The following is a 20,488-nucleotide window of genomic DNA, read 5'->3' on the forward strand; positions in this document are numbered from 1 at the left end:
CGGCCTACTTACCCTGGCGCAGCCGCACCGCCACCCGGGCGACGATCTGGTCGGCAACGTCGCGGGTCAGGTTCTCGAGCGCGGTCTGTTCGCCGGCGATGACCGCATATTCGCTCGATACCACGTCGATCCCGGCGTCGGACCCGGCGGTCGCGTCGAGCAGGATCTTGCCCGACGAAATCTCGACCAGCTGGTAGCGCGCCCGCAAGGTCCGGCGCTCGCGCGTCACGGTATCGTCCGACAGGAGGCCAAGGCCCTGGAGCTGGTCGTCGAGCCTGACGTCGAGCCGGTAGAGCGGCGCGGCATCGCCGCCCGCGCCCAGCCGGTCGGTCAGCGCGTTGCGCATCAGCCAGCCCGATTGGCCCTCGATCGCGGGCACGCTGATCGCAGCGAGGCCCTGCGACGTGGCGCCGGCGCTCCCGCCCGAGTAGAGCGGCTGGAGGCCGCAGGCCGAAAGCGGCGCGGCAACGGCGAGGAGGAGAGCGAAGCGTTTCACGCGACGAGATTGACCAGCCGGTCGGGCACCACGATCACCTTCTTCACTGCCTTGCCGTCGAGCGCACGCTGGACCTTCTCGCTGGCGAGGGCAAGCGCCTCGAGCTCGTCCTTCGGCAGTCCCTTGGCGACAGTGACGGTATCGCGCAGCTTGCCGAGCACCTGGATGGCGATGGTGACTTCGTCATCGACCAGCAGTACCGGATCGACTTCGGGCCAGGCCGCATCGGCGACCATGCCTTGCCCGAAGGCGGCGTAAACCTCCTCGGCAAGGTGCGGCATCATCGGCGCGACGAGCAGCAGGAGCTTGCGGATGGCCTCGGTCCGGCTGGCGGAGGGCGCGGCCTTCTCGATCGCGCCGGTCAGCTCGTAAATCCGCGCCACCGCCTTGTTGAAGCCGAGCGCCTCGATATCGGAAGCCACGGCGGCGACCGTCTGGTGGGCCTTGCGGTCGAGCGCCTTGTCTTCCCCTGCCGCAGCGGCGTCGTGCTGGCCGAACAGTCGCCACAGCCGCTGGACGAAGCGGGCGCAGCCCTCGATCCCGGCTTCCGACCACGGCAGGTCGCGCTCGGGCGGGCTGTCCGAAAGCATGAACCAGCGGATTGCGTCGGCGCCGTATTTCGCGACGATCTCGTCGGGATCGACCACGTTCTTCTTTGACTTCGACATCTTGATGACCCGGCCGATCTCGACCGGCTGGCCATCGGCGCGTAGCACTGCGCCGTCGCCGCTTCGCTCGACCTCGGTCGGGGCGAAGAAGACCGGCTGGCCGTTGTCGGGGTTGGTCCGCTCGTAGGTTTCGTGCGTCACCATGCCTTGCGTGAACAGGCTGGCGAACGGCTCCCTGACGTCGATCTTGCCGATCCGGGCCAGCGCGCGGGTCCAGAAGCGGGCGTAGAGCAGGTGCAGGATCGCGTGCTCGATCCCGCCGATGTACTGCTCGACCGGCAGCCAGCGCCTGATTTCCTCGGGATCGAACGGGCGATCTTCCGGCTGGCTGGCAAAGCGCAGGAAGTACCACGACGAATCGACGAACGTGTCGAGCGTGTCGGTCTCACGGCGGGCGGCATGGCCGCACTGCGGACAGTCGACATGCTTCCAGGTCGGGTGGCGGTCGAGCGGGTTGCCGGGGACGTCGAAGCTGACGTCCTCGGGCAGCACGACCGGCAGGTGCTTCTTGGGCACCGGCACCACGCCGCAGATCTCGCAGTGGATGAACGGGATCGGCGTGCCCCAGTACCGCTGGCGCGAAACGCCCCAGTCGCGCAGGCGCCACACCGTCTTGCCTTCGCCCCAGCCTTCCGCTTCGGCGCGGGCGATGACCGCGGCCTTGGCTTCGACGACCTTCATCCCGTCGAGGAAGCCGGAATTGACGCAGATCCCGTCTCCCGCCTCGGCCTCGCCGGCGAAGGGCTTGTCGGCATCAGCAGCGGACGCGGCGACAACGCGGATGATGGGCAGGCCGTACTTGGTCGCGAACTCGAAATCGCGCTGGTCGTGGCCCGGAACCGCCATGATCGCGCCGGTGCCGTATTCCATCAGCACGAAATTGGCGATGTAGACCGGCAGATATTCGCCCGTGAACGGATGCTTCGCACCGATACCGGTGTCGAAGCCGAGCTTCTCGGCGGTCTCCAGCTCGGCCGCGGTCGTTCCGCCGCGCTTGCACTGCTCGATGAACTTGGCGGCTTCGCAATTGTTCATCGCGACGCCCTGCGCGACCGGGTGGTCGGCGGCGACGGCAACGAAGGTCGCGCCGAAGATCGTATCGGGCCGGGTGGTGTAGACTTCAAGGTCATTGCCGTCCGACAGGGCGAAGCGCAGCTGCGCGCCCTGGCTCTTGCCGATCCAGTTCTCCTGCATCGTGCGGACCTTTTCAGGCCACTTGTCGAGCGTGGAGAGCCCTTCCAGCAGTTCGTCGGCAAAGTCGGTGATCTTGAGGAACCACTGCGAGAGCTTGCGCTTCTCGACCACTGCGCCCGAGCGCCAGCCGCGCCCGTCGATCACCTGTTCGTTGGCCAGCACGGTCATGTCGACCGGGTCCCAGTTCACCGCACTTTCCTTGCGATAGACGAGGCCGTGTTCGTAAAGGTCGAGGAACAGCGCCTGTTCGTGGCCGTAGTATTCGGGCTCGCAGGTCGCCAGCTCGCGGCTCCAGTCGAGCGCGAAGCCCAGGCGCTTCAGCTGCGCCTTCATGTTGGCGATGTTGTCGCGGGTCCAGCCGCCGGGATGGACGCCCTTTTCCATCGCGGCGTTTTCGGCCGGCATCCCGAAGGCGTCCCAGCCCATCGGGTGGAGCACCTCGAACCCGCGCATCCGTTTGTAGCGGGCGAGCACGTCGCCCATCGTGTAGTTGCGGACATGGCCGATGTGGATACGGCCCGACGGGTACGGGAACATCTCCAGCACGTAGCTGCGCGGCCTGGCGCTGGCGTCGTCGGCGCGGAAGGTCTGCGCGTCGTCCCACGCGCGCTGCCAGCGCACGTCGGCGGTCGCGGGATCGAAGCGTTCGGAAGTCGGCGGGGTATCGGTCATGGCGCTCCCTCTAGAGCGGGAATCCCGGAATCGCACCCCCGTTTTGCGTCCGGCCTGTCCTGCAGCCGTCGTCCCCGCGAAAGCGGGGGCAGATCACCGGGACTATCGATCGAGGGGTCTGAAGGCGGATCCCCGAGTACGCGGGGATGACCTTCAAAAAGGCGATTCTTGTCCTTAGCCGGTGATCGTCTGGCGGCGCAGGTCGCGGGCCTTGGTGAGGATGATGTCCTCGAGCTTCTGCACGGTGGCGGCCTGGACCGGGGCGTCGACCCACACGCCGTTCTGCGCAACCTGGCGGCTGGCGGCGACGCGCACCGCGTCGGCGCGCAGGTCCTGGTCGAGGATCGTCACGGTGACCTTGACGCGCTCGCCCGGGTTCTTCGGGTTGGCGTACCAGTCGGTGACGATGACGCCGCCGTTGCTGTCGGTCTGGAGCAGCGGCATGAACGACAGCGCGTCGAGCGCGGCGCGCCACAGGTACGCGTTGACGCCGATCGTGGTGACCTGGCTGGCCGCGAGGTCGGCCTTCGGGCGCTCCTTCTGGCCGCAGGCGGCGAGCGCCAGGGCGGCAGTTCCCAGCACGAGGATGTTGCGGGCCTTGAGGGTCATCGCGCGCTTGCTCACGTCGGGCTTCGTCCTTGCTGGCGGCTGGCCCGGACAGGTCCGGTGCCGCGAAAATGGGTGCCGACAGCGCGGCTCATGCGGGCCTCTATCACCCCGTCTCGCCCTGCGGCAAGCAGGTTCGCGTTCAGGCATCCCGCCGGGCGGTTTTGAGCCCGCGAGCGGTGAATGCCAGATGAACCCGGCCGACACCTGTGGACATCGCGCCACAGTATCACGGGAATGGACTCAAATTGCTCACCCCGCTGGATATTTTCGGCTTGCAAACGTATGTAGCAGCGAGTGTCTTCCATTTGTCGCGGACTCGTGGCAGGGCGGAATCGATACCGCCGACGACGACAGGCGGATTACGGGGATTGGGTTACAGTGAGCATCGGGACAAGGAATGGCGGAAAAGCGCAGGGTTCGCCCCGTCGCTCGCTGCTGCTTGCCGGTGGCGCGTTGCTCATTGGCGCGACTGTGGTTCCCACTGTCTCCAGCGCTTTTTCCAGCGGCTTCGATTCGCGGCCCGTCAGTCTTGACGCGCGCGGCGCAATCGGTTCGTTCACGCCGGCTTCGGTTGATCCGCGCCTCGCCGCGACCGTCAGGGTCGGCGCGCTGTCGAAGGGCCACCTGTTCCGTTTCACGCCTGCGGGCTCCGCCAATCGCCCTGACCGGGCTGTGACGGTGGCAGTCCGCGTCGATGGCGATGCGGCCCGGCTCGCATCGGCACGCGGCGGCGCAGGCGGCATTTCGGCCCAGTCCGGCGTAGCGCCGTTCCGGATCGCCCCGGTGGCCTACAATCTCGGCGTCTCGCGCGGCTACCAGAACTTCGCCGCCGGCAAGGCCGTGGTCGCGCCGAGTGTGCAGAAGATCGACATGCCGGATCTGTCCAGCTTCTCGGCGGCCAAGGGCGGCAAGGCTTCGGCTCCGGGCCGTTTCGCGCCGCGCATCGCGCTCGATGAAAAGGACCGCGCCGGACGCGCTCCGCGGACGCTCGAAGGGCAGGGCGAAACCCGCGTCGACCTCGGCGGTTCGTATCGCGTGACCGGCAATCTCAAGGTCATCGGCGGCGTCCGTTATACCTCGGACCGCGACCGCCTTGCCCCGCTCACCGATGGCAAGCAGGACAGCCAGGCGGTCTACGTCGGAACCCAGTTCCGATTCTAATGACATCAGCAAAGCTGCTGCATTCATGTTAAAAAGCCCCGCTCCGGCGGGGTTTTTCGTATGCGCGTTTCTTGCGGTTTCCCGGCCCTGCCGTAAGGTCAGTGCGAGGGATGACAGGAGGTCTTATGGGACGCGTAGCAATCGTGACCGGGGGAACCCGCGGCATCGGCGAGGCGATCAGCCTGCGTCTGCAGCGGCAGGGACACACGGTCATCGCCAATTACGCCGGCAATGACGAGAAGGCCAAGGCGTTCTCCGAACGTACCGGCATTCCCGCCCTCAAGTGGGACGTCGGCGACCACGAGGCGTGCATCGAAGGCTGCGAGAGGGTCGCGGCTGAATACGGCACCGTTGACATCGTGATCAACAACGCTGGCGTGACCCGCGACGGCGTGCTTCACAAGATGAGCTTCGAGGACTGGAACGATGTCATGCGCATCAACCTCGGCGGGTGCTTCAACATGGCCAAGGCGACCTTCCCGGGCATGCGCGAGCGCGGCTGGGGGCGGATCGTCAACATCGGCTCGATCAACGGCCAGGCGGGGCAGTACGGCCAGGTCAACTATGCGGCGGCGAAGAGCGGCATCCACGGCTTCACCAAGGCGCTCGCGCAGGAAGGCGCGAAGTTCGGGGTGACCGTCAACGCGATCGCGCCGGGCTACATCGACACCGACATGGTTGCCGCGGTCCCGCCGCCGGTGCTCGAAAAGATCGTCGCCAAGATCCCCGTCGGCCGGCTCGGCATGGCCGAGGAAATCGCCCGCGGCGTGGCGTTCCTGACCAGCGAGAACGGCGGCTTCATGACCGGCTCGACCATGAGCATCAACGGCGGGCAGCATATGTATTGACGATGGCGGGGGCGTAAAACCAATAGCAGCCGGAGGGTTGCGCGCCTCCGCAAATCTCACAGCCCACGTCCTGCAAGGCGAGTCGTCGCGTCCTTATCTCGCGGCAGATTCCTTCGATAAAAGCGCTCTGGCAGCACCTTGGCCTGCGAGGGCCCGTATCGTCAAAGCGGTGGGCACGGGGTGAAAGGCTTGAACGATCTGCTCGGCTTCGAGCTTCTCCTTAGCAGTCATCCGGCTTTCAAATTTTGCCAGCCAGCCGCGTTGGGCGTCGCTTCCCCCTTCGCGGGTGAGGTAGATGCGAAAGTATCCGGCTGTCTTGGCAGCATTAGGCTTTATCCCGGGCGCTCCGTTGTAGACCGAAGCCAGGGTCCTAATCCCGCCTGACCAGCCCTGGGCGGCCGACCGCTCAAGCCACGTCAATGCGCGCGCAGTCTCACCCCGCCGCGCATACATTGCAGCGACATCCTGTTGCGCAAGGGCGTAACCGGCCTCCGCCGCTACCAGCTTTAGTTCGAGTGCCTTTTGCTCGTCTCGGGATACGAGCGCGTCGTCGCCATCGTAATAACAGCCCAATTTGTATGAGGCGAGCGGTTCGCCCATTGAAGCCGCCTTGCGAAACGCATCAAAGGCCTTTTGGCGATCCTGCGGGACGCCGCTTCCGGTCTGGTAAGCCATTCCCAAGTGATAGATGGCCTCGGCATTGCCGGCTTCAGCGAGCTGCGCAAGCTGCGGTATCAGGTCGTTCGTTTGGGAATGCAGGCCGGTTGGCACGGCAACGAAAATCGTTGCGATGAACAGGCTGGCCAAGTTTCGCATCGGGCATCGCATCCGGGGTTGTTCTCGCCCAGACAGAGTATGGTAGGTCATTGGCCATGACCACCCCCTACCACCCTCCGGTGAAGCGCTCGGTCGAAATCGCGGGGCACAAGACCTCGATCAGCCTCGAACCGGTGTTCTGGGATGCGCTCAAGACCGCGGCGGCGCGGGAGGGGGTGCCGGTCAACGCCCTCGTCGCGCGGATCGATGCGGAGCGGATCGTCAGCGCGGTGCCGCCGGGGCTGGCCGGCGCGATCCGGGTGTGGCTGGCGCAGCAGTGGCTGGAGGGTGCGACGGAGGAGGAAACGTCGTCGCGGATCTGATCTGTCCCGGGTCAGGCGCGGGACCACGCCATGCTATCCCAGCACCAGCGCCCGCTGCTCCGGCGTGCTGAGCAGGACCAGTTCCATCAGGCCGCGCAGTTCCGCGCCCAGCGGGTGACGTCCATTGGTCGCCGCGGAAATGCCCAGTTCCGGTTGTTCGATCCGGGCGCGCACGCCCTTCTCGCCCTCGTCTTCGAGTTCGACCCGCAGACCGTCGCCTTCCATCGCCTTGACCGCGGCGTCGAGGCGGCCGGCGGCGACCGCCTCGAACACCGCGCGCTTGCGGGCGACGGGGGGAGCATCGCCGAACGCAAGGTCGTAGCTGGCCTGGCAGCAATCGAGGATCAGGCGCGGCAACTGGCGCTCGCCGGCCTCTCCGCAGCGGTCCGCCCACACCCACAGCGCGGCCTCTTCGTGCAGCCGCTTCAAGTTCGCCTGGTCCATGCCTGCCTCCGAATCGGGTCGAAGAGCAGTCTAGGGGTTAACCCTCAGGGCACATCACGGTGTGACTACGGAAATGGACCTATGTGGGCCGTCAATTGTATGGATTTGCTAGCAAATTCAGGGATTTGGGGCAGCTCCGAAACCGATGCATCAATCCCCGCCGACCCTTTCGATCTCCGCCCCGACCAGCGCGAGCTTTTCTTCGAGTCGCTCGTAGCCGCGGTCGAGATGGTAAAGGCGGTGCACCTGGGTCTCGCCTTCGGCGGCGAGGCCGGCGATCACGAGGCTCATCGACGCGCGCAGGTCGGTCGCCATGACTTCCGCGCCGTGGAGCTTGCTCACCCCGCGCACGACCGCGGTGCGCCCGCGGGTCTCGATCTGCGCGCCCATCCGGTTCAGTTCGGGGACGTGCATGTAGCGGTTCTCGAAGATCGTCTCGGTCAGCACCGATGCGCCATCGGCCAGGCACAGCATGGCCATCAGCTGCGCCTGCATGTCGGTGGCAAAGCCGGGATAGGGCGCGGTCGACAGCGTCACCGGCTGCAGCGGACCGTTGGCGGCGACGTGGATGCCGTTCTTCACCGGCTCGACATGGACATTGGCGTCGCGCAGGGCCTGGACGGTTGCTTCCATCTCCTCGATCCGCGCGCCGGCGAGCGTCACCTCGCCCCCGGTGATCGCGGCGGCGCAGGCATAGGACCCGGCCTCGATCCGGTCGGGCATGACCATGTAGGTCGCGCCGTGGAGCCTCGGGACGCCGTGGATCGTGAGGTCGGAGGTGCCGATCCCCTCGATCTGCGCGCCCATCGCCACGAGCAGGTTGCAGAGATCGACGATCTCCGGCTCGCGCGCGGCGTTGTGAAGGGTCGACTTGCCCTTGGCGAGGACCGCGGTCATCACCGCGTTCTCGGTCGCACCGACCGACACGACCGGGAAGGAGTAGCGCCCGCCGGGCAGCCCGCCGTCGGGCGCGATCGCGCGGACATAGCCGGCGGCCAGTTCGATGTGCGCGCCGAACGCTTCAAGCGCCTTGAGGTGGAGGTCGATCGGGCGATTGCCGATGGCGCACCCGCCGGGGAGCGAAACCGTCGCCTCGCCCATCCGCGCCAGCATCGGCCCGAGCACGAGGATCGAGGCGCGCATCTTGCGCACGAGATCGTAGGGCGCGACGGAAGAGGTGATCCGCGTCGCCTCCAGCGTCATCACCCGGCCGAAGTCTTCGGGGCGGCTTCCGGCGATCGAGGTCGAGACGCCGAACTGGTTCATCAGGTGCTGGAACCCGTCGATGTCGGCGAGGCGCGGGAGGTTGCGCAAGGTCACCGGTTCGTCGGTCAGCAGCGCGCAGGGAAGCAGGGTGAGGGCCGCGTTCTTGGCCCCGGAAACCGGGATTGTCCCCGACAGGCGCTTGCCGCCGCGAATGATGATCTTGTCCATCGCGGCGGTTTAGGGAGCGTACGGATTTACCGCAAGACCGGCGCAAACCAATGCTTGCGCTGCAACTGCGTAAAGGCCAAACCTTCCCGTAACATTGCGCGGGCAGAAGGGCCTCATGACCGACACGACTTCTCGTAAACCCATACGCAAGGCCGTTTTTCCCGTTGCCGGCCTGGGCACACGCTTTCTCCCGGCGACCAAGTCGATCCCCAAGGAAATGTTGCCCATCATTGACCGGCCGCTGATCCAGTACGCGGTCGACGAGGCGCGCGAGGCCGGGATCGAGCAGATGATCTTCGTGACCGGTCGCGGCAAGACCGCCATCGTCGAGCATTTCGATACCGCATACGAACTCGAGCGCACGATGAGCGACCGGGACAAGGACCTGTCGGTGCTCGATCCGACCCGGATTCAGCCGGGCAATCTCGTCGCCGTCCGCCAGCAGGTTCCGCTCGGGCTGGGGCACGCGATCTGGTGCGCCCGGGCGATCGTCGGCGACGAGCCCTTTGCCATTCTCCTTCCCGACGAACTGATGATCGGCGAGCCGGGCTGCATGAAGCAGATGGTCGAGGCTTATAATGAGCATGGCGGCAACCTGATTTCGGTGCTCGAGGTGCCGGAAGAGGAGGTTTCGAGCTATGGCGTGATCGCGCCGGGGGCGAAGGTGAACGATGTCGTCACCGAAGTCGTCGGCCTCGTCGAGAAGCCGAAGCGCGAGGATGCGCCGTCGAACCTGATCATCTCGGGACGCTACATTCTCCAGCCGGAAGTCATGCGGACGCTCGAGGGCCAGGAAAAAGGCGCGGGTGGCGAAATCCAGCTGACCGATGCGATGGCGCGCATGATCGGCAGCCAGCCGTTCCACGCGGTGACCTTTGCCGGTCGCCGGTTCGACTGCGGGAGCAAGACCGGCTTCGTCGAAGCCACCCTCGCGCTCGCGCTGGAACGCCCCGACATGGCCGACGAAGTTCGCGCCGTGGCGCGGAAGCTGCTCGGCTGATGCACGCGCTTCGCCTTTCCCTTGCTGCCGCCCTGACTGCGCTCGCGATCGCGGGCTGCAAGCCGACCGGCGCGGTGGGGGAGAAGGCCGGGCCGGACACAAAGGCGCTCAAGGACGAGGAGTCGGGCTTTTTCGGGTCGCTGTTCGGTGCGGCCAAGCCCAAGCCCGCGCCGCCCCGGCCCGCCGTCGCGGGCGAATGCCGCTTCTCCGCATGGGCGGCGGCGGCCGAGCCTACCGCGATCCGCTCCGGGCCCGGCGCGGGGTTTGCGAAGCTTGGCACGCTGCCCGCGGCGCGCAGCACCGAAGCGGGCCTGCGCGGGGTCGAGGCGGCGACGTTCGAGGTGGTCGAGGCGCGCCACGGCTGGTTCCGCATCGACAAGGCCAGCTACCAGCGGCTCGACTATGACGAGGACCCGGTGGTCTATGCCTCGGGCTGGATCCCGGGAAGCGCAATCTCGTTCGCGGTGCAGAGCGACTATGCCTACGAGATGCCCGACAAGGCCTCGCCGGTCGTCGCCTCCAGCTGGATCGATCCGCGCGGGGTGCAGACCCTGCACATCGAAAAGCCGAGCTTCTGCCAGGGGGAATGGGTGCTCCTGACCGTCTCCGGATATGACGGGAAGAAGCAGCCGGCCTGGCTGCGCGGCGCCTGCGGTGACCTTGAGTCCACCTGCGACAGCGTCGTCAGCGACAACCCGGCCAAGCCGGCTGACCTGCCGACCTACAACGCCCCGCCGCCACCGCCCGTGGAGGAGAGCGGGGCGACCAGGGACAAGCCGGGGAAGGGGGCCGTCAGTGCACCTTCCACCGCAGCGGCAGTCGCTTCAGCCCGCCGACAAAGGTAGAGTTCGCCCGCGCCGGCTCACCGGCCAGCTCGACGCTGTCGAGGCGGTCGAGCAGGACTTCGAACAGGATCCGCATTTCCAGCCGCGCGAGGTGCAGGCCGAGGCACTGGTGCGCGCCCGCGCCGAAGGCGAGGTGACGGTTGCCCTCGCGCGTGGCATCGAAGCGGCGCGGATCGGCGAACTGCGCCGGATCGTGGTTGGCCGCAACGTAGTTGAGCATCAGCCAGTCGCCTTGGGCGATGGCCTGGCCGCCCACCTCGGTGTCGTTTGCCGCGGTGCGCATGAAATGCTGGACCGGCGTGGTCCAGCGGATCGCCTCCTCGACGATGCCGGGCAGCAGCGAGCGGTCCTCCTTGACCAGCCGGAATTGCGCCGGATCGCGGGCGAGGGCCAGCATCGCTCCGGCGGTCGAGGCCGAGGTCGTGTCGTGACCGGCGCTGGCGGTGATGATGTAGTATCCGGCCGTGTCCCTCTTTTCCAGCGGATGGCCGTCGATGGTGCCGTTGGCGATGACTGTCGCGACGTCGTCGGTGGGGTGCGTTCGCCGGTCCGCGGCGAGGCCTTCGAAATAGTTCTCGAAATCTGCAACCGCGCCGGCGACGATCTGGATGATCGCTTCGGGCGGCAGGTTCTTGAGGCCGGTCTGGTTGAGGTCCTCGTCCTGCCCGCCGAACATCTGCTGGGTCAGCATGAGCATCCGCGGCTCGTCCTCCTCCGGCACGCCCAGAATCTGCATGACGACATGGAGCGGGTAGGGCGAGGACACGAGCTTGGTGAAGTCGCCTTCTCCGCCGGCGTCGAGCAGTCGGGCGACATTGGCTTCGGCGATCTGGCGGACCTTTGCCTCGATGTTGCGCAGGTTCTTGGGCATGAACCAGTCCTGCGTCAGCCGGCGCAGCTTGGGATGCTTGGGCGCGTCGATCTGGACCAGCGATTCGACGAGGTTCGGGCTGCCGCCGGTGATCTGCTTGGCGAGCGCCTCGCCCTGGCGATTCGAGAAAACCGACGGGCGCGGGTTGTTGAGGAAGGTCGCATTGTCCTTGCTCACTTTCATCACGTCGTCGAACCGCGTCAGCAGCCAGAACGGCTCGTGATCGTCGCTGGGCGAAACGATCCGCGCCACCGGCATCTCGGCCCGAAGCCGGTCGAGCCGGTCGAGCTGCGGGTCCCACGCCCCATACTGGGCCGGATCGATAACGCCCCAGGCATCCTCGGGCGAAGCGGTCGGAACGGTTGCCATCGTTATCACCTCATGTCGCTGGTCAGGCGGCTTCCGCGGCCTTCTTGTATTCATCGCGCAGCAAGCGCTTGAACAGCTTGCCGGTGGGTTCGCGCGGCAATTCCTCGCGGAAGTCGATCTGCCTTGGCATCTTCACCCGGCTGAGCTGGGGCGCGAGGTATTCGGTCAGCTCTGCGGCCAGCGCGGGCCCCGCTTCGGCCCAGTTCGCGGGCTGGACCACCGCTACGACGCGCTCGCCCATGTCCGCATCGGGCGCGCCGATGACCGCCGCGTCGGCGACCTTCGGGTGAGTGACGAGCAGGTTCTCGATCTCCTGCGGATAGATGTTCACCCCGCCCGAGATGATCATGAAGCTCTTGCGGTCGGTGAGGAACAGGTAGCCGTCCTCGTCCTCCCAGCCCACGTCGCCGAGGCTCGACCAGCCGTGCTTGTTACGGCTGTCGGCGGTCTTTGCGGGATCGTTATGGTACTGGAACTGGGCCATGCCCTCGGTTGGCTCGAAGAACACCTGGCCCTCGGTGCCGCGCGGCACTTCATCGCCGCTCTCGTCGCAGATCCGCAGGATGCCGGTGAGGGCGCGGCCGACCGAACCCGGCCGCTGCAGCCATTCCGGGCTGGTGATGAAGGTGAAGCCGTTGCCTTCGGTTCCGGCGTAGTATTCGAGGAGGATCGGCCCCCACCACTCGATCATCGCCTTCTTGACCGGCACCGGGCAGGGCGCGGCGGCATGGATCGCGCACTTGAGAGTCGAGATATCGTACCTGGCGCGAACCTCGTCAGGCAGCTTGAGCAGACGGACGAAGTGGGTCGGCACCCACTGGCTGTCGGTGACCTTGTAGGTCTCGATCAGCTGGAGCGCGTGTTCGGGGTCGAATTTCTCCATCACCACGACGGTGCCGCCGAGCCGGTGCACGGTCATCGACCACCGCAGCGGTGCCGCGTGATAAAGGGGCGCGGGCGATAGGTAGACCGCATCCTCGCGGATGCCGAAGGCCTGGTGAGCGAGCGCATGGAGCGAATTGGTCGCACCGATCGCCGGGTCCTCCGGCAGCGGAACGCGCACGCCCTTGGGCTTGCCGGTGGTGCCCGACGAATAGAGCATGTCGCAGCCGGCACGCTCGTCGGGGACCGGCTCGGCCAGTTGCGCAGCAAGCTCGGCGGCAAGGTCATGCGTGCCGGTGCCGTCAAACCGCAGCTGGTCGACGCCGGGCGCGAGCTTGGCCACTTCGTCGAGCGTCGCGGATGTATAAGCCGAGCCGATCAGCAGCTTCGCTCCGCTGTCCTCGGCAATATAGGCGATCTCGGGCGCGGTCAGGCGGCAGGAAATGGCGACATAGACAAGGCCCGCTCGTTGCGCGCCCCATGCGACCGAAAAGTAGTGGAGGTGGTTCTCCAGGCACAGCGCGACGGTGTCGCCGATCTGCAATCCGCGCTGGCGGAACAGCTGCGCGAAGCGGTTGCTGGTCGCGTCCAGATCGGCATACGACACCGTCTCGCCGGTGCCGCCCATGATGACGGCCGGTTTTTCCGGGTGGCTCTTCGCATGGAACGAAGGGTGGAAATGCATGGCCTGACAATCCTCTCGCTCGCGGCCCTGCGGCCGTCATACCAGACGGTTTAAGGCCCGTGCGCCAGCGCCGCAAAGCGCAATTGCGCATGAGGCCCGGGGATTGTCATGATTCGCCAAGGACAATCGGCGGGTCATCCGCCGCAGGCTGTGTCAGGCAAGCAAATGAAAAGGGCGACGATTTCTCGCCGCCCTTTTCTGCATCCTCTCCAAGATGCGAAACTCGTGGGGGGAGCCTTACTCCGGTCCGCCCTTGCCGTCCAGCGAATCCATGCTCGCGAACGCCTTCTTGAAGTCTTCGCCCTGCACCGGCGCTTCGCTCGGCGCGTGCATGTAGGGGACGGGGTTCACCGCCTCGCCGTTGACGCGGACTTCGTAGTGGAGGTGCGGGCCGGTCGAGCGGCCGGTCGAGCCGACATAACCGATCACGTCACCCTTGCGGACGGTCTGACCAGCGGCAACCGCAATCCGGCTCATGTGGCCGTAGCGGGTTTCCATCGCGCCGCCATGCTCGAGCTGGACATAAAGGCCGTAGCCCCCGAACCAGTCAGCCATTTCGACAACGCCGTCGGCCGTGGCGCGGATCGGGGTGCCGGTGGCGGCGGGAAGATCGATGCCCTTGTGAGCGCGGCGGCCACCGAGAACCGGATGGACGCGCATGCCATAACCGCTCGACATGCCGCGGCTGCTTTCAACCGGCATCATCGAGGGGATCGAGGCCGAGCCACGGCGGGTCGAAACCCCGGTGGCGGCGGCGGTCGTGTTGGTCTTCGAGGGGAGGACGATCCCGTTGTCGAGCGACTGCCAGGAAGCGAAGAGCTGGCGGAATTCCGCGTCACCGGCTTCGGCCCCGGTCTTGGCGGCCGAGGCGGCGCGCAGCGGAGCGGCGATGTCTGCGGAGGCGGCGCTGTTGGCGAAGGCCGGAGCTGCCGAGGAAGCGAAAGCAAGGGCCGCGAAGGCACCGAAACCGTAGTGGGAAAACTTGTGCGACATTACGACCCGTTCGACCTTATCATTCGCGGCGCGGCGGCCTTGAGGCCATCCATCGCCGTGCTGAACCCCCAGTACGACGTTCTCCGGCGCGGTCTGGCAGGACTGGTGCCCGGCCGCCTGGAGAGTGTTTCGAAAATGGTCGGAACCCCCCGCCATCTCGTGTGTTGGGGGTATGCGGGGCGGTTTACGCGCTGGCAACAGCCGCCACCATTTGCCGCGACAAACCGGCAGCGAGACGCGCTGAGTCGTTGAACGGCGGCTTAATGGTGCCGCCGAAGTGGCGCTGAACCAAGGTTTTCCACAGGACCTCGGGCGCCATCGTCCTCTCCTTGCACAGATTCGCGAAGTGGGTTGTGCCGAAGCGCACATGCCGGATTTCGTCGTCAAGGATTCGTTCGAGGATGCGGGCCGAGCGTTCGTCCCCCACCGTCCGGAGCCGGTCGATAGTCGCCGGACTTACGTCGAGCGCCCGGGCTTCGAGTACCATCGGGACGATCGCCAGCCGCGCCGCGAGGTCGTGCGCGGTGGCCTGTGCCGCCTCCCACAGTCCGTCGTGCGCGGGCAATGCGCCGTACTGGCTGCCAAGCGTCCTCAGCCGGCGGTCGAGCAGCGCGAAGTGCATCGCTTCGTCCGCGGCGACTGACAGCCAGTCTTTCACGAACTGCGCCCCGCGCTCGGCACCGAACCGGCCCGCTGCATCGAGCGCAAGGTCGATGGCGACGAACTCGATATGGGCCAAGGCGTGCAGCAGGGCGATCCGCCCGCGCTCCGACCCGCCCTTGCCGCGCTTCGGCATCTGCCCGGGCGGGAGCAGTTCCGGACGATCCGGCCGCGCAGGCCGGTCGGGCATCGGCGCATCGAAGTCGAACGCCAGCCGCCCGGCCGCGAAGTCGCGGGCGACGGCGCGCGCTGCCATCGCCTTGTCACGCGGATTCGCGGTCAGCATCGCCGTGCGGATGGCTGCGGCGACGGATTGCATCACAGCGCCTTTGCCGCCTCCAGCACCTGGGCCGCGTGGTCCTTGACCTTCACCTTGTCCCACACCCGCGCGATGCGGCCATCGGGGCCGACGAGGTACGTCGTGCGGACCATGCCCATGTAGGTCCGTCCGTAGTTCTGTTTCTCGGTCCAGATGCCGAGCGCGTCGGACAGGCCGCCGTGCTCGGCGTCACTGGCGAGCGGGGCGACGAGGCCGTGCTTCTCGGCGAACTTCGCGTGCTTCTTCGGCGGGTCCTTGCTGACGCCGAGCAGCGCGGTGCCGGCTGTCTCGAACTCGCCGGCCAGTGCCGAGAAGTCCTTGTTTTCGGTGGTGCAGCCGGGCGTATCGTCCTTGGGATAGAAGAACACCACCAGCTTGCTCCCGGTGAAGTCCGAGGCCTTCACGCTGCCGCCATCGGGCGTTTCCAGCGCGATGTCGGGGAAGGGGTCGCCAATGCCGGGCCGCTCGCTCATGCCGTCATACCTCCAGTGTCTCGCCGAACGCGGCGAACCATGCCGCACCGACCTGCCTCTTGGCCTCCACCACGCCGCCAAGCAAGGTCGCCCAATCCTCGAACCCGCAGGCGCGGGCGACGATGCCCCGGCTGGCTTCGGGCGGATAGGCTCCGTCGGGCGCCATGAGACGCACGACGATCAGCAGCCGGGTCAGCAGGTCGTGGGCCGTGCGCAGTTCTGCCGGGAGCACGCCTGCGTCCGCCAGTGCATCGAGCGCCGCGCCGAGCGACGGGACGACGCCAACGCGGTCGCGCAGCTGGTGGAAGTGGACAAGGAATTCGAGATCGACCAGCCCGCCGCGCGCGAGCTTGACGTCGAGCGGACCCTTTGGTGGCTTGTGTGCGGCCATCTCGCCGCGCATCTTCAGCATATCGGCTCGAAGCCCGGCCGGATCGCGCTCGGCTGCGAGCACCGCGGCGACGATGCTTTCGAGTTCGCTCCGGTCGGCCTCTTCGGCATGGAGTACGCGGGCGCGGGTGAGCGCCATGTGCTCCCAGGTCCAGGCCTCCTCGCGCTGGTAGCGCGCGAAGCTGTCGAAGCTGACCGCAATCGGCCCTTGCGTGCCTGACGGGCGCAGCCGGGTATCGACCTCATAGAGCGCGCCCGCCGCCGTCGGCACCGACAGCGCGGCAACGACGCGTTGCGCAAGCCTGTTATAATAGAGTGTGGCCCCGAGTGGCCGCGGCCCATCGCTTTCCGCAGAATGTTCGCCGCTGAACAGGAATACGAGATCGAGGTCCGAGGCGTGGGTCAGCGCGGCCCCGCCCAGCCGGCCCAGCCCCAGCAGCGCAAGGCGGCTGCCGGGTACCCGGCCGTGCTTCGCCGCGAACTCGGCCTCGGTCGCCGGGACCAGCACCGCGATCGCCGCCTCGGCGACCCGCGACAGTGCGGCGGCGACCTCCAGCGGATCGCGCTCGCCCTCGACCAGCTGGACGCCCAGCGCGAAGCGGAGCTCGCCGACCTTGACTCGGACCGCGTCGAGCAGGCGCTGGTAATCGTCGCCGGCCTCGCCCCGTGCCAGTTCGGTGGCAATCTCCTCGACGCTGCCGGGCAGGGCGAAGGCGCTCTGGTCGATCAGGATGTCGATAAGGTCGGCGCGCCGGGCCAGTTCGTCGGCCAGCGCCGGGGCGTGGGCAAGGACGCGCATGACCACGTCGAGCAGGCCGGGGCGCGCCTCGAGCAGGCGGAACACGTTGATCGCGCTCGGCAGGCCTGCGAGCAGCGCCTCCCAGCGCAGCAGTGCGCGCTCCGGGTCCGGCGCGACGGCGAGGGCATGGAGCAGTTGCGGGCGAATGCGGGCAAACGCCTCTCGTGCCTCGGCCCCGCGCAGGCAGCGGAACTGGCCGCCCTCCCAGGTTTCGATCCGCGCCGCCATGGCTTCGCCCTCTGCAAAGCCGATCGCCTCGAGTTCGAGCGCCAGCGGCGTCGCCGCGACCGCGACCGCGCCGGTCGGCGCATAAGTTGCGATCAGGGTATCGAAGCGGCTGCCGACCGCATCGGAGATGACGGAAAGCTCGGCCACTAGCGCCCCGCCGTCCGCCAGCCCGTCGAGCCGCGCCACGCCGTCGAGCGCCGCCGGGTCGGTCGGCAGCGAATGGGTCTGCTGGTCCGAGACCATTTGCAGGCGGTGTTCCAGCGTGCGCAGCCGGTCGTAGCTTTCGCCCAGCACCTGCGCATCCTCGGCCGCGATGATTCCCGCCGACGCCAGCGCATCGAGCGCCGCGCGCGTACCGCGCAGCCGCAGTTCGGGCCGCCGGCCGCCGTGGATCAGGAGGTGGGTCTGGGCGAAGAATTCGACCTCGCGGATCCCCCCGCGCCCGCGCTTGAGGTCATAGCCGGGACCGACGGCCTGCCCGCCGGCATAGTGGTCGCGGATCCGCGTGGTCAGCCGCCCGATCTCGTCGATCGCGCCGAAGTCGAGACTGCGCCGCCACACGAAGGGGCGGATCGTATCGAGGAAGGCCTGGCCCGCCGCGACGTCCCCGGCGGCTGCGCGGGCGCGGATGAACGCGGCGCGCTCCCACGCCAGCGCGCTCGATTCGTAATGGACGATGGCCGCCTCGAACGGGATCGCCAGCGGGCTGACTTCGGAAGCCGGGCGCAGGCGAAGATCGACCCGGAAGACATAGCCTTCGCTGGTCATCGCGCCGAGCGTTTCGACAACCCGCCGCGCCACGCGCACCGCCGCCTCGCCGGGCCCGTCGCGGTCGCGGCGGGGCAGGATGGCGGGATCGTAGAGCAGGATCGGGTCGATGTCGGAGGAATAGTTCAGCTCGCACGCGCCGTGCTTGCCGAGCGCGATCGCGGAAAAGCCCTTCGCCGCGCTTCCGTCCGGCGCGCGGCGCAGCACGGCTTCGCGGATCGCGGCGTCGAGCGCGCGGTCTGCGAATTCGGAGAGTTTATGAACCACCCGGGCCAGGGGCAATGCCCCGGCCAGGTCGCCGATGCCGACCGCCAGCGCCAGCGCCAGCCGCTCGCGCCGGAGGGCCACGCCGATTTCGTCCGCGCCTTCGCCGGCGGCCCGGGCCATTGCGAGCGCTTGCGCGAGATCGCCGGCGGCAAGAACCTGTTCAAGCGCAGGCATCCGATCCAGCGCGCGATGGAGGAACGGGGAGAATTTCCGGGCGCGGGCAAGGGCCTTGCCGAAATCGCCGGTGGTCGCGGTGTCGCCCATGGCTTTTGCGATGCCCGAGGCGGCCCTTGCGATCAAGCGTGCCTTGCGGGTCGCGGGCCGCTCTGCCAAGCATCGCCCCATGCGATTCCCCTGTCGCCCCTTTGGCCGCCTCGCGCTCGTCGCCCTGCCTCCCCTCTCGCTTTCGCTGGGTGGCTGCGCCGCCGCGGTGATCCCGGTGATCGCCTCCGGCATTGTCGGGAAGAAGGCGCTCGAAGAGCCGGCTGCGGCCCCGTCGCCTGATGCGACCCCATCGCCCGAAGTCACGGTGGTGACACCAGGTTTCGCCGAGCTCCCGCCGCCGGGTGCGAAGCCGTCGCCGACGCCCTCGGGCGCCCCGGCCGTCGCCGTCCGCAATGCACCCGCGACGCCCGCCCTGGTCCGCCCGACATCGCCCGCGCCGCCGCCGCCCGATCCCGCGGCGATGAGCATGGCCGTTCCGCGGATCGACGTCGCGCACATGCAGGACATGGTCCGCACCCTCGCGTCCGACGATTTCGCCGGCCGCGCCCCCGGCACCAACGCCGAGGCGTTCGTCATCGACTATATCGTTCGCCAGTTCGAGACGGCGGGGCTGAAACCGGGCTACAAGGGCACGTGGCTCCAGCCGGTGCCCAGCATCGAAATCACCGGCAGCGGCTATTCCCCGTTGCGGATCACCGGCGGGGTGCAGCCGGTGCAATACGAGTTCGGCAGCGAATACGTCGCCGTCAGCCCGACCGGCCCGGCCAAGAGCGAGCTCAAGGACGCGCCGATGGTCTTCGTCGGCTATGGCGTCAATGCTCCGGAGCTGGGCTGGAACGACTACGCCGGGCTCGACATGAAGGGGAAGGTCGCGGTGGTGCTGGTCAACGACCCCGATAACATGGCCGACAGCGGCCCGTTCGGCGGGCGGCGGATGACCTATTACGGGCGCTGGACCTACAAGCTCGAGGAAGCGGCGCGGCAGGGCGCGGCGGGCGTGCTGATCGTCCACGACACCTACCCGGCGGGCTACAGCTGGAACGTCGTCCAGTCCGGCTGGTCGGGCCCGCAGAACGCGCTTCCGCCCGCCGCCGATGCGCCGGCCAATCCGACCGCCGTTCAAGGCTGGATCCAGCTCGCCGCGGCGAAGGAGATCTTCAAGGCGGCCGGCAAGGACTTCGAGACGCTTGCTACCGCGGCGCGCCAGCCGGGGTTCAAGCCGGTCGACATGGGTGTTTCTGCCAGCGTCTCGTTCGTCAACGCGATCCGCACCGCCAAGTCATACAACGTGATCGGCGTGCTTCCCGGGACGACCCAGGCGGACCAGACCGTGCTCTACACCGCACATTGGGACCACCTGGGGGTGTGCGAACCCAAGGCGAAGGACCCGATCTGCAATGGCGCGGTCGACAACGCCACCGGCGTCGCCGCGCTGGCCGAACTCGCCTCGATGAACGCCGCGATGGGCCCGACACCGCGCAGCCAGGTCTATGTCGCGACCACGCTGGAGGAGTCGGGGCTGCTCGGCAGCGAATACTATGCCGAGAACCCGCCCTACCCGCTGGCGAAGACCGCGGGGGGGATCAATCTCGATTCGCTGCGTCCCGGCGGCTGGACCCGCGACGTGGTGTCGGTCGGCGGCGACAAGTCGGACCTCGACGTGTTCTTCAAGGCCGGGCTCGAACAGATGCGGCTGGTCGCGGCGGACGAGGAGCATCCCGAGCGCGGGAGCTATTACCGATCCGACCACTTCTCGCTCGCCAAGCGCGGTGTGCCGATGCTCAATCCCGAGCGCGGGCTCGACCTGACCCGCGGCGGCAAGGCGCAGGGCGCGGCCGAGGCCGAAGACTACGATACCAACCGCTATCACGCGCCGTCGGACGAGTATTCGCCCGACTGGCAATGGTCCGGCATCATGCAGGACGTCGAACTCGCCTACCGCATCGGGCGGATGCTGGCGACGACCACGGCGTGGCCCAACTGGCGCGAAGGCGACGAATTCCGCGCGCTGCGCGATGCGACGGCGGGCGAACGAGGACAGTGACGACG

Annotated in this window: 18 protein-coding genes; 6 read left to right on the top strand and 12 right to left on the bottom strand. The window is 67.6% G+C overall.

Going from position 1 to position 20,488, the window contains the following annotated elements; all coding sequences use genetic code 11:
• Window positions 1-4: 4 nt before the first annotated feature.
• The 3 genes from lptE to AC3WLD_RS03725 form a co-directional block, all read right to left on the bottom strand.
• On the bottom strand, window positions 5-496 hold the full coding sequence (gene lptE, locus AC3WLD_RS03715) for an LPS assembly lipoprotein LptE (protein ID WP_492555576.1): 492 nt from the start codon (window positions 494-496) through the stop codon (window positions 5-7).
• Entirely contained in the window at window positions 493-3,030 is a 2,538-nt protein-coding gene (gene leuS / locus AC3WLD_RS03720; protein WP_492555577.1) for a leucine--tRNA ligase, read from the bottom strand. The genes lptE and leuS overlap by 4 nt, the downstream gene beginning before the upstream one ends.
• A gap of 174 nt (window positions 3,031-3,204) precedes the next feature.
• Window positions 3,205-3,639: a DUF3576 domain-containing protein gene (locus AC3WLD_RS03725; RefSeq protein ID WP_492555649.1), complete on the bottom strand. Its 435-nt coding sequence runs from the start codon at window positions 3,637-3,639 to the stop codon at window positions 3,205-3,207.
• A gap of 378 nt (window positions 3,640-4,017) precedes the next feature.
• Between AC3WLD_RS03725 and AC3WLD_RS03730 the strand changes: the two genes are divergently transcribed.
• Both AC3WLD_RS03730 and phbB read left to right on the top strand, forming a co-directional pair.
• Window positions 4,018-4,800, top strand: a complete 783-nt coding sequence (locus tag AC3WLD_RS03730) for a hypothetical protein (protein ID WP_492555578.1) — start codon at window positions 4,018-4,020, stop codon at window positions 4,798-4,800.
• Window positions 4,801-4,925: 125 nt separating this feature from the next.
• Window positions 4,926-5,648 carry an acetoacetyl-CoA reductase gene (gene phbB, locus AC3WLD_RS03735; protein ID WP_492555579.1) on the top strand — a complete coding sequence of 241 codons (723 nt, stop codon included), beginning with the start codon at window positions 4,926-4,928 and terminating at the stop codon, window positions 5,646-5,648.
• A 93-nt stretch (window positions 5,649-5,741) separates the two neighbouring features.
• Here the strand turns inward: phbB and AC3WLD_RS03740 are convergent, their stop codons facing one another.
• Window positions 5,742-6,455 (bottom strand): tetratricopeptide repeat protein, encoded by a 714-nt coding sequence (locus tag AC3WLD_RS03740; protein WP_492555580.1) that lies wholly within the window; start codon window positions 6,453-6,455, stop codon window positions 5,742-5,744.
• A 65-nt stretch (window positions 6,456-6,520) separates the two neighbouring features.
• Between AC3WLD_RS03740 and AC3WLD_RS03745 the strand changes: the two genes are divergently transcribed.
• Complete coding sequence (locus AC3WLD_RS03745; protein WP_492555581.1) at window positions 6,521-6,787, top strand: ribbon-helix-helix domain-containing protein; 267 nt, start codon at window positions 6,521-6,523, stop codon at window positions 6,785-6,787.
• A gap of 33 nt (window positions 6,788-6,820) precedes the next feature.
• Here the strand turns inward: AC3WLD_RS03745 and AC3WLD_RS03750 are convergent, their stop codons facing one another.
• Together AC3WLD_RS03750 and murA are read right to left on the bottom strand one after the other, a co-directional pair.
• A complete protein-coding gene (locus AC3WLD_RS03750; protein ID WP_492555582.1) occupies window positions 6,821-7,231 on the bottom strand; it encodes a hypothetical protein in 411 nt (136 codons plus the stop codon).
• A gap of 150 nt (window positions 7,232-7,381) precedes the next feature.
• A complete protein-coding gene (gene murA, locus AC3WLD_RS03755) occupies window positions 7,382-8,665 on the bottom strand; it encodes a UDP-N-acetylglucosamine 1-carboxyvinyltransferase (RefSeq protein WP_492555583.1) in 1,284 nt (427 codons plus the stop codon).
• Between the two features lie 115 nt (window positions 8,666-8,780).
• On the opposite strand from murA, the gene galU reads away from it, so the two are divergent.
• Together galU and AC3WLD_RS03765 are read left to right on the top strand one after the other, a co-directional pair.
• Entirely contained in the window at window positions 8,781-9,665 is an 885-nt protein-coding gene (gene galU, locus AC3WLD_RS03760; RefSeq protein ID WP_492555584.1) for a UTP--glucose-1-phosphate uridylyltransferase GalU, read from the top strand.
• Window positions 9,665-10,510, top strand: coding sequence for a hypothetical protein (locus AC3WLD_RS03765; protein WP_492555585.1), 846 nt, complete (start codon window positions 9,665-9,667; stop codon window positions 10,508-10,510). Before galU ends, AC3WLD_RS03765 begins: the two co-directional genes overlap by 1 nt.
• Here the strand turns inward: AC3WLD_RS03765 and AC3WLD_RS03770 are convergent.
• The 6 genes from AC3WLD_RS03770 to AC3WLD_RS03795 all read right to left on the bottom strand — a co-directional run bounded on the left by AC3WLD_RS03770 (window position 10,458) and on the right by AC3WLD_RS03795 (window position 18,670).
• Window positions 10,458-11,750: a cytochrome P450 gene (locus AC3WLD_RS03770; RefSeq protein ID WP_492555586.1), complete on the bottom strand. Its 1,293-nt coding sequence runs from the start codon at window positions 11,748-11,750 to the stop codon at window positions 10,458-10,460. The two genes, AC3WLD_RS03765 and AC3WLD_RS03770, sit on opposite strands and share 53 nt — an antisense overlap.
• Window positions 11,751-11,772: 22 nt before the next feature.
• The gene (locus tag AC3WLD_RS03775) at window positions 11,773-13,317 is read right to left on the bottom strand and encodes an acyl-CoA synthetase (protein WP_492555587.1); all 1,545 of its coding nucleotides are present in this window, start codon (window positions 13,315-13,317) and stop codon (window positions 11,773-11,775) included.
• Window positions 13,318-13,554: 237 nt separating this feature from the next.
• Window positions 13,555-14,310, bottom strand: a complete 756-nt coding sequence (locus AC3WLD_RS03780; RefSeq protein ID WP_492555588.1) for a M23 family metallopeptidase — start codon at window positions 14,308-14,310, stop codon at window positions 13,555-13,557.
• A 184-nt stretch (window positions 14,311-14,494) separates the two neighbouring features.
• Entirely contained in the window at window positions 14,495-15,289 is a 795-nt protein-coding gene (locus tag AC3WLD_RS03785; protein ID WP_492555589.1) for a ferritin-like domain-containing protein, read from the bottom strand.
• On the bottom strand, window positions 15,289-15,762 hold the full coding sequence (locus tag AC3WLD_RS03790) for a peroxiredoxin (RefSeq protein ID WP_492555590.1): 474 nt from the start codon (window positions 15,760-15,762) through the stop codon (window positions 15,289-15,291). The genes AC3WLD_RS03785 and AC3WLD_RS03790 overlap by 1 nt, the downstream gene beginning before the upstream one ends.
• 4 nt (window positions 15,763-15,766) lie before the next feature.
• Window positions 15,767-18,670: a bifunctional [glutamine synthetase] adenylyltransferase/[glutamine synthetase]-adenylyl-L-tyrosine phosphorylase gene (locus AC3WLD_RS03795; RefSeq protein WP_492555591.1), complete on the bottom strand. Its 2,904-nt coding sequence runs from the start codon at window positions 18,668-18,670 to the stop codon at window positions 15,767-15,769.
• On the opposite strand from AC3WLD_RS03795, the gene AC3WLD_RS03800 reads away from it, so the two are divergent.
• Window positions 18,558-20,483, top strand: a complete 1,926-nt coding sequence (locus AC3WLD_RS03800; protein ID WP_492555592.1) for a M28 family metallopeptidase — start codon at window positions 18,558-18,560, stop codon at window positions 20,481-20,483. The two genes, AC3WLD_RS03795 and AC3WLD_RS03800, sit on opposite strands and share 113 nt — an antisense overlap.
• Window positions 20,484-20,488 lie beyond the last annotated feature (5 nt).

This window comes from Novosphingobium sp. FW305-C-111, assembly GCF_058783565.1.

What these genes read in the sequence shown, in the direction of transcription:
- AC3WLD_RS03780 (WP_492555588.1), bottom strand. Translation starts at nt 14,310, where the DNA reads ATGTCGCACAAGTTTTCCCACTACGGTTTCGGTGCCTTCGCGGCCCTT.
- AC3WLD_RS03750 (WP_492555582.1), bottom strand. Translation starts at nt 7,231, where the DNA reads ATGGACCAGGCGAACTTGAAGCGGCTGCACGAAGAGGCCGCGCTGTGG.
- leuS (WP_492555577.1), bottom strand. Translation starts at nt 3,030, where the DNA reads ATGACCGATACCCCGCCGACTTCCGAACGCTTCGATCCCGCGACCGCC.
- AC3WLD_RS03745 (WP_492555581.1), top strand. Translation starts at nt 6,521, where the DNA reads ATGACCACCCCCTACCACCCTCCGGTGAAGCGCTCGGTCGAAATCGCG.
- murA (WP_492555583.1), bottom strand. Translation starts at nt 8,665, where the DNA reads ATGGACAAGATCATCATTCGCGGCGGCAAGCGCCTGTCGGGGACAATC.
- AC3WLD_RS03765 (WP_492555585.1), top strand. Translation starts at nt 9,665, where the DNA reads ATGCACGCGCTTCGCCTTTCCCTTGCTGCCGCCCTGACTGCGCTCGCG.
- AC3WLD_RS03725 (WP_492555649.1), bottom strand. Translation starts at nt 3,639, where the DNA reads ATGACCCTCAAGGCCCGCAACATCCTCGTGCTGGGAACTGCCGCCCTG.
- AC3WLD_RS03800 (WP_492555592.1), top strand. Translation starts at nt 18,558, where the DNA reads ATGCGATTCCCCTGTCGCCCCTTTGGCCGCCTCGCGCTCGTCGCCCTG.
- AC3WLD_RS03770 (WP_492555586.1), bottom strand. Translation starts at nt 11,750, where the DNA reads ATGGCAACCGTTCCGACCGCTTCGCCCGAGGATGCCTGGGGCGTTATC.
- AC3WLD_RS03795 (WP_492555591.1), bottom strand. Translation starts at nt 18,670, where the DNA reads ATGCCGGAGGCGATCACCGGGATCACCGCGGCGGCGCAGCCACCCAGC.
- galU (WP_492555584.1), top strand. Translation starts at nt 8,781, where the DNA reads ATGACCGACACGACTTCTCGTAAACCCATACGCAAGGCCGTTTTTCCC.
- phbB (WP_492555579.1), top strand. Translation starts at nt 4,926, where the DNA reads ATGGGACGCGTAGCAATCGTGACCGGGGGAACCCGCGGCATCGGCGAG.
- AC3WLD_RS03790 (WP_492555590.1), bottom strand. Translation starts at nt 15,762, where the DNA reads ATGAGCGAGCGGCCCGGCATTGGCGACCCCTTCCCCGACATCGCGCTG.
- AC3WLD_RS03785 (WP_492555589.1), bottom strand. Translation starts at nt 15,289, where the DNA reads ATGCAATCCGTCGCCGCAGCCATCCGCACGGCGATGCTGACCGCGAAT.
- AC3WLD_RS03775 (WP_492555587.1), bottom strand. Translation starts at nt 13,317, where the DNA reads ATGCATTTCCACCCTTCGTTCCATGCGAAGAGCCACCCGGAAAAACCG.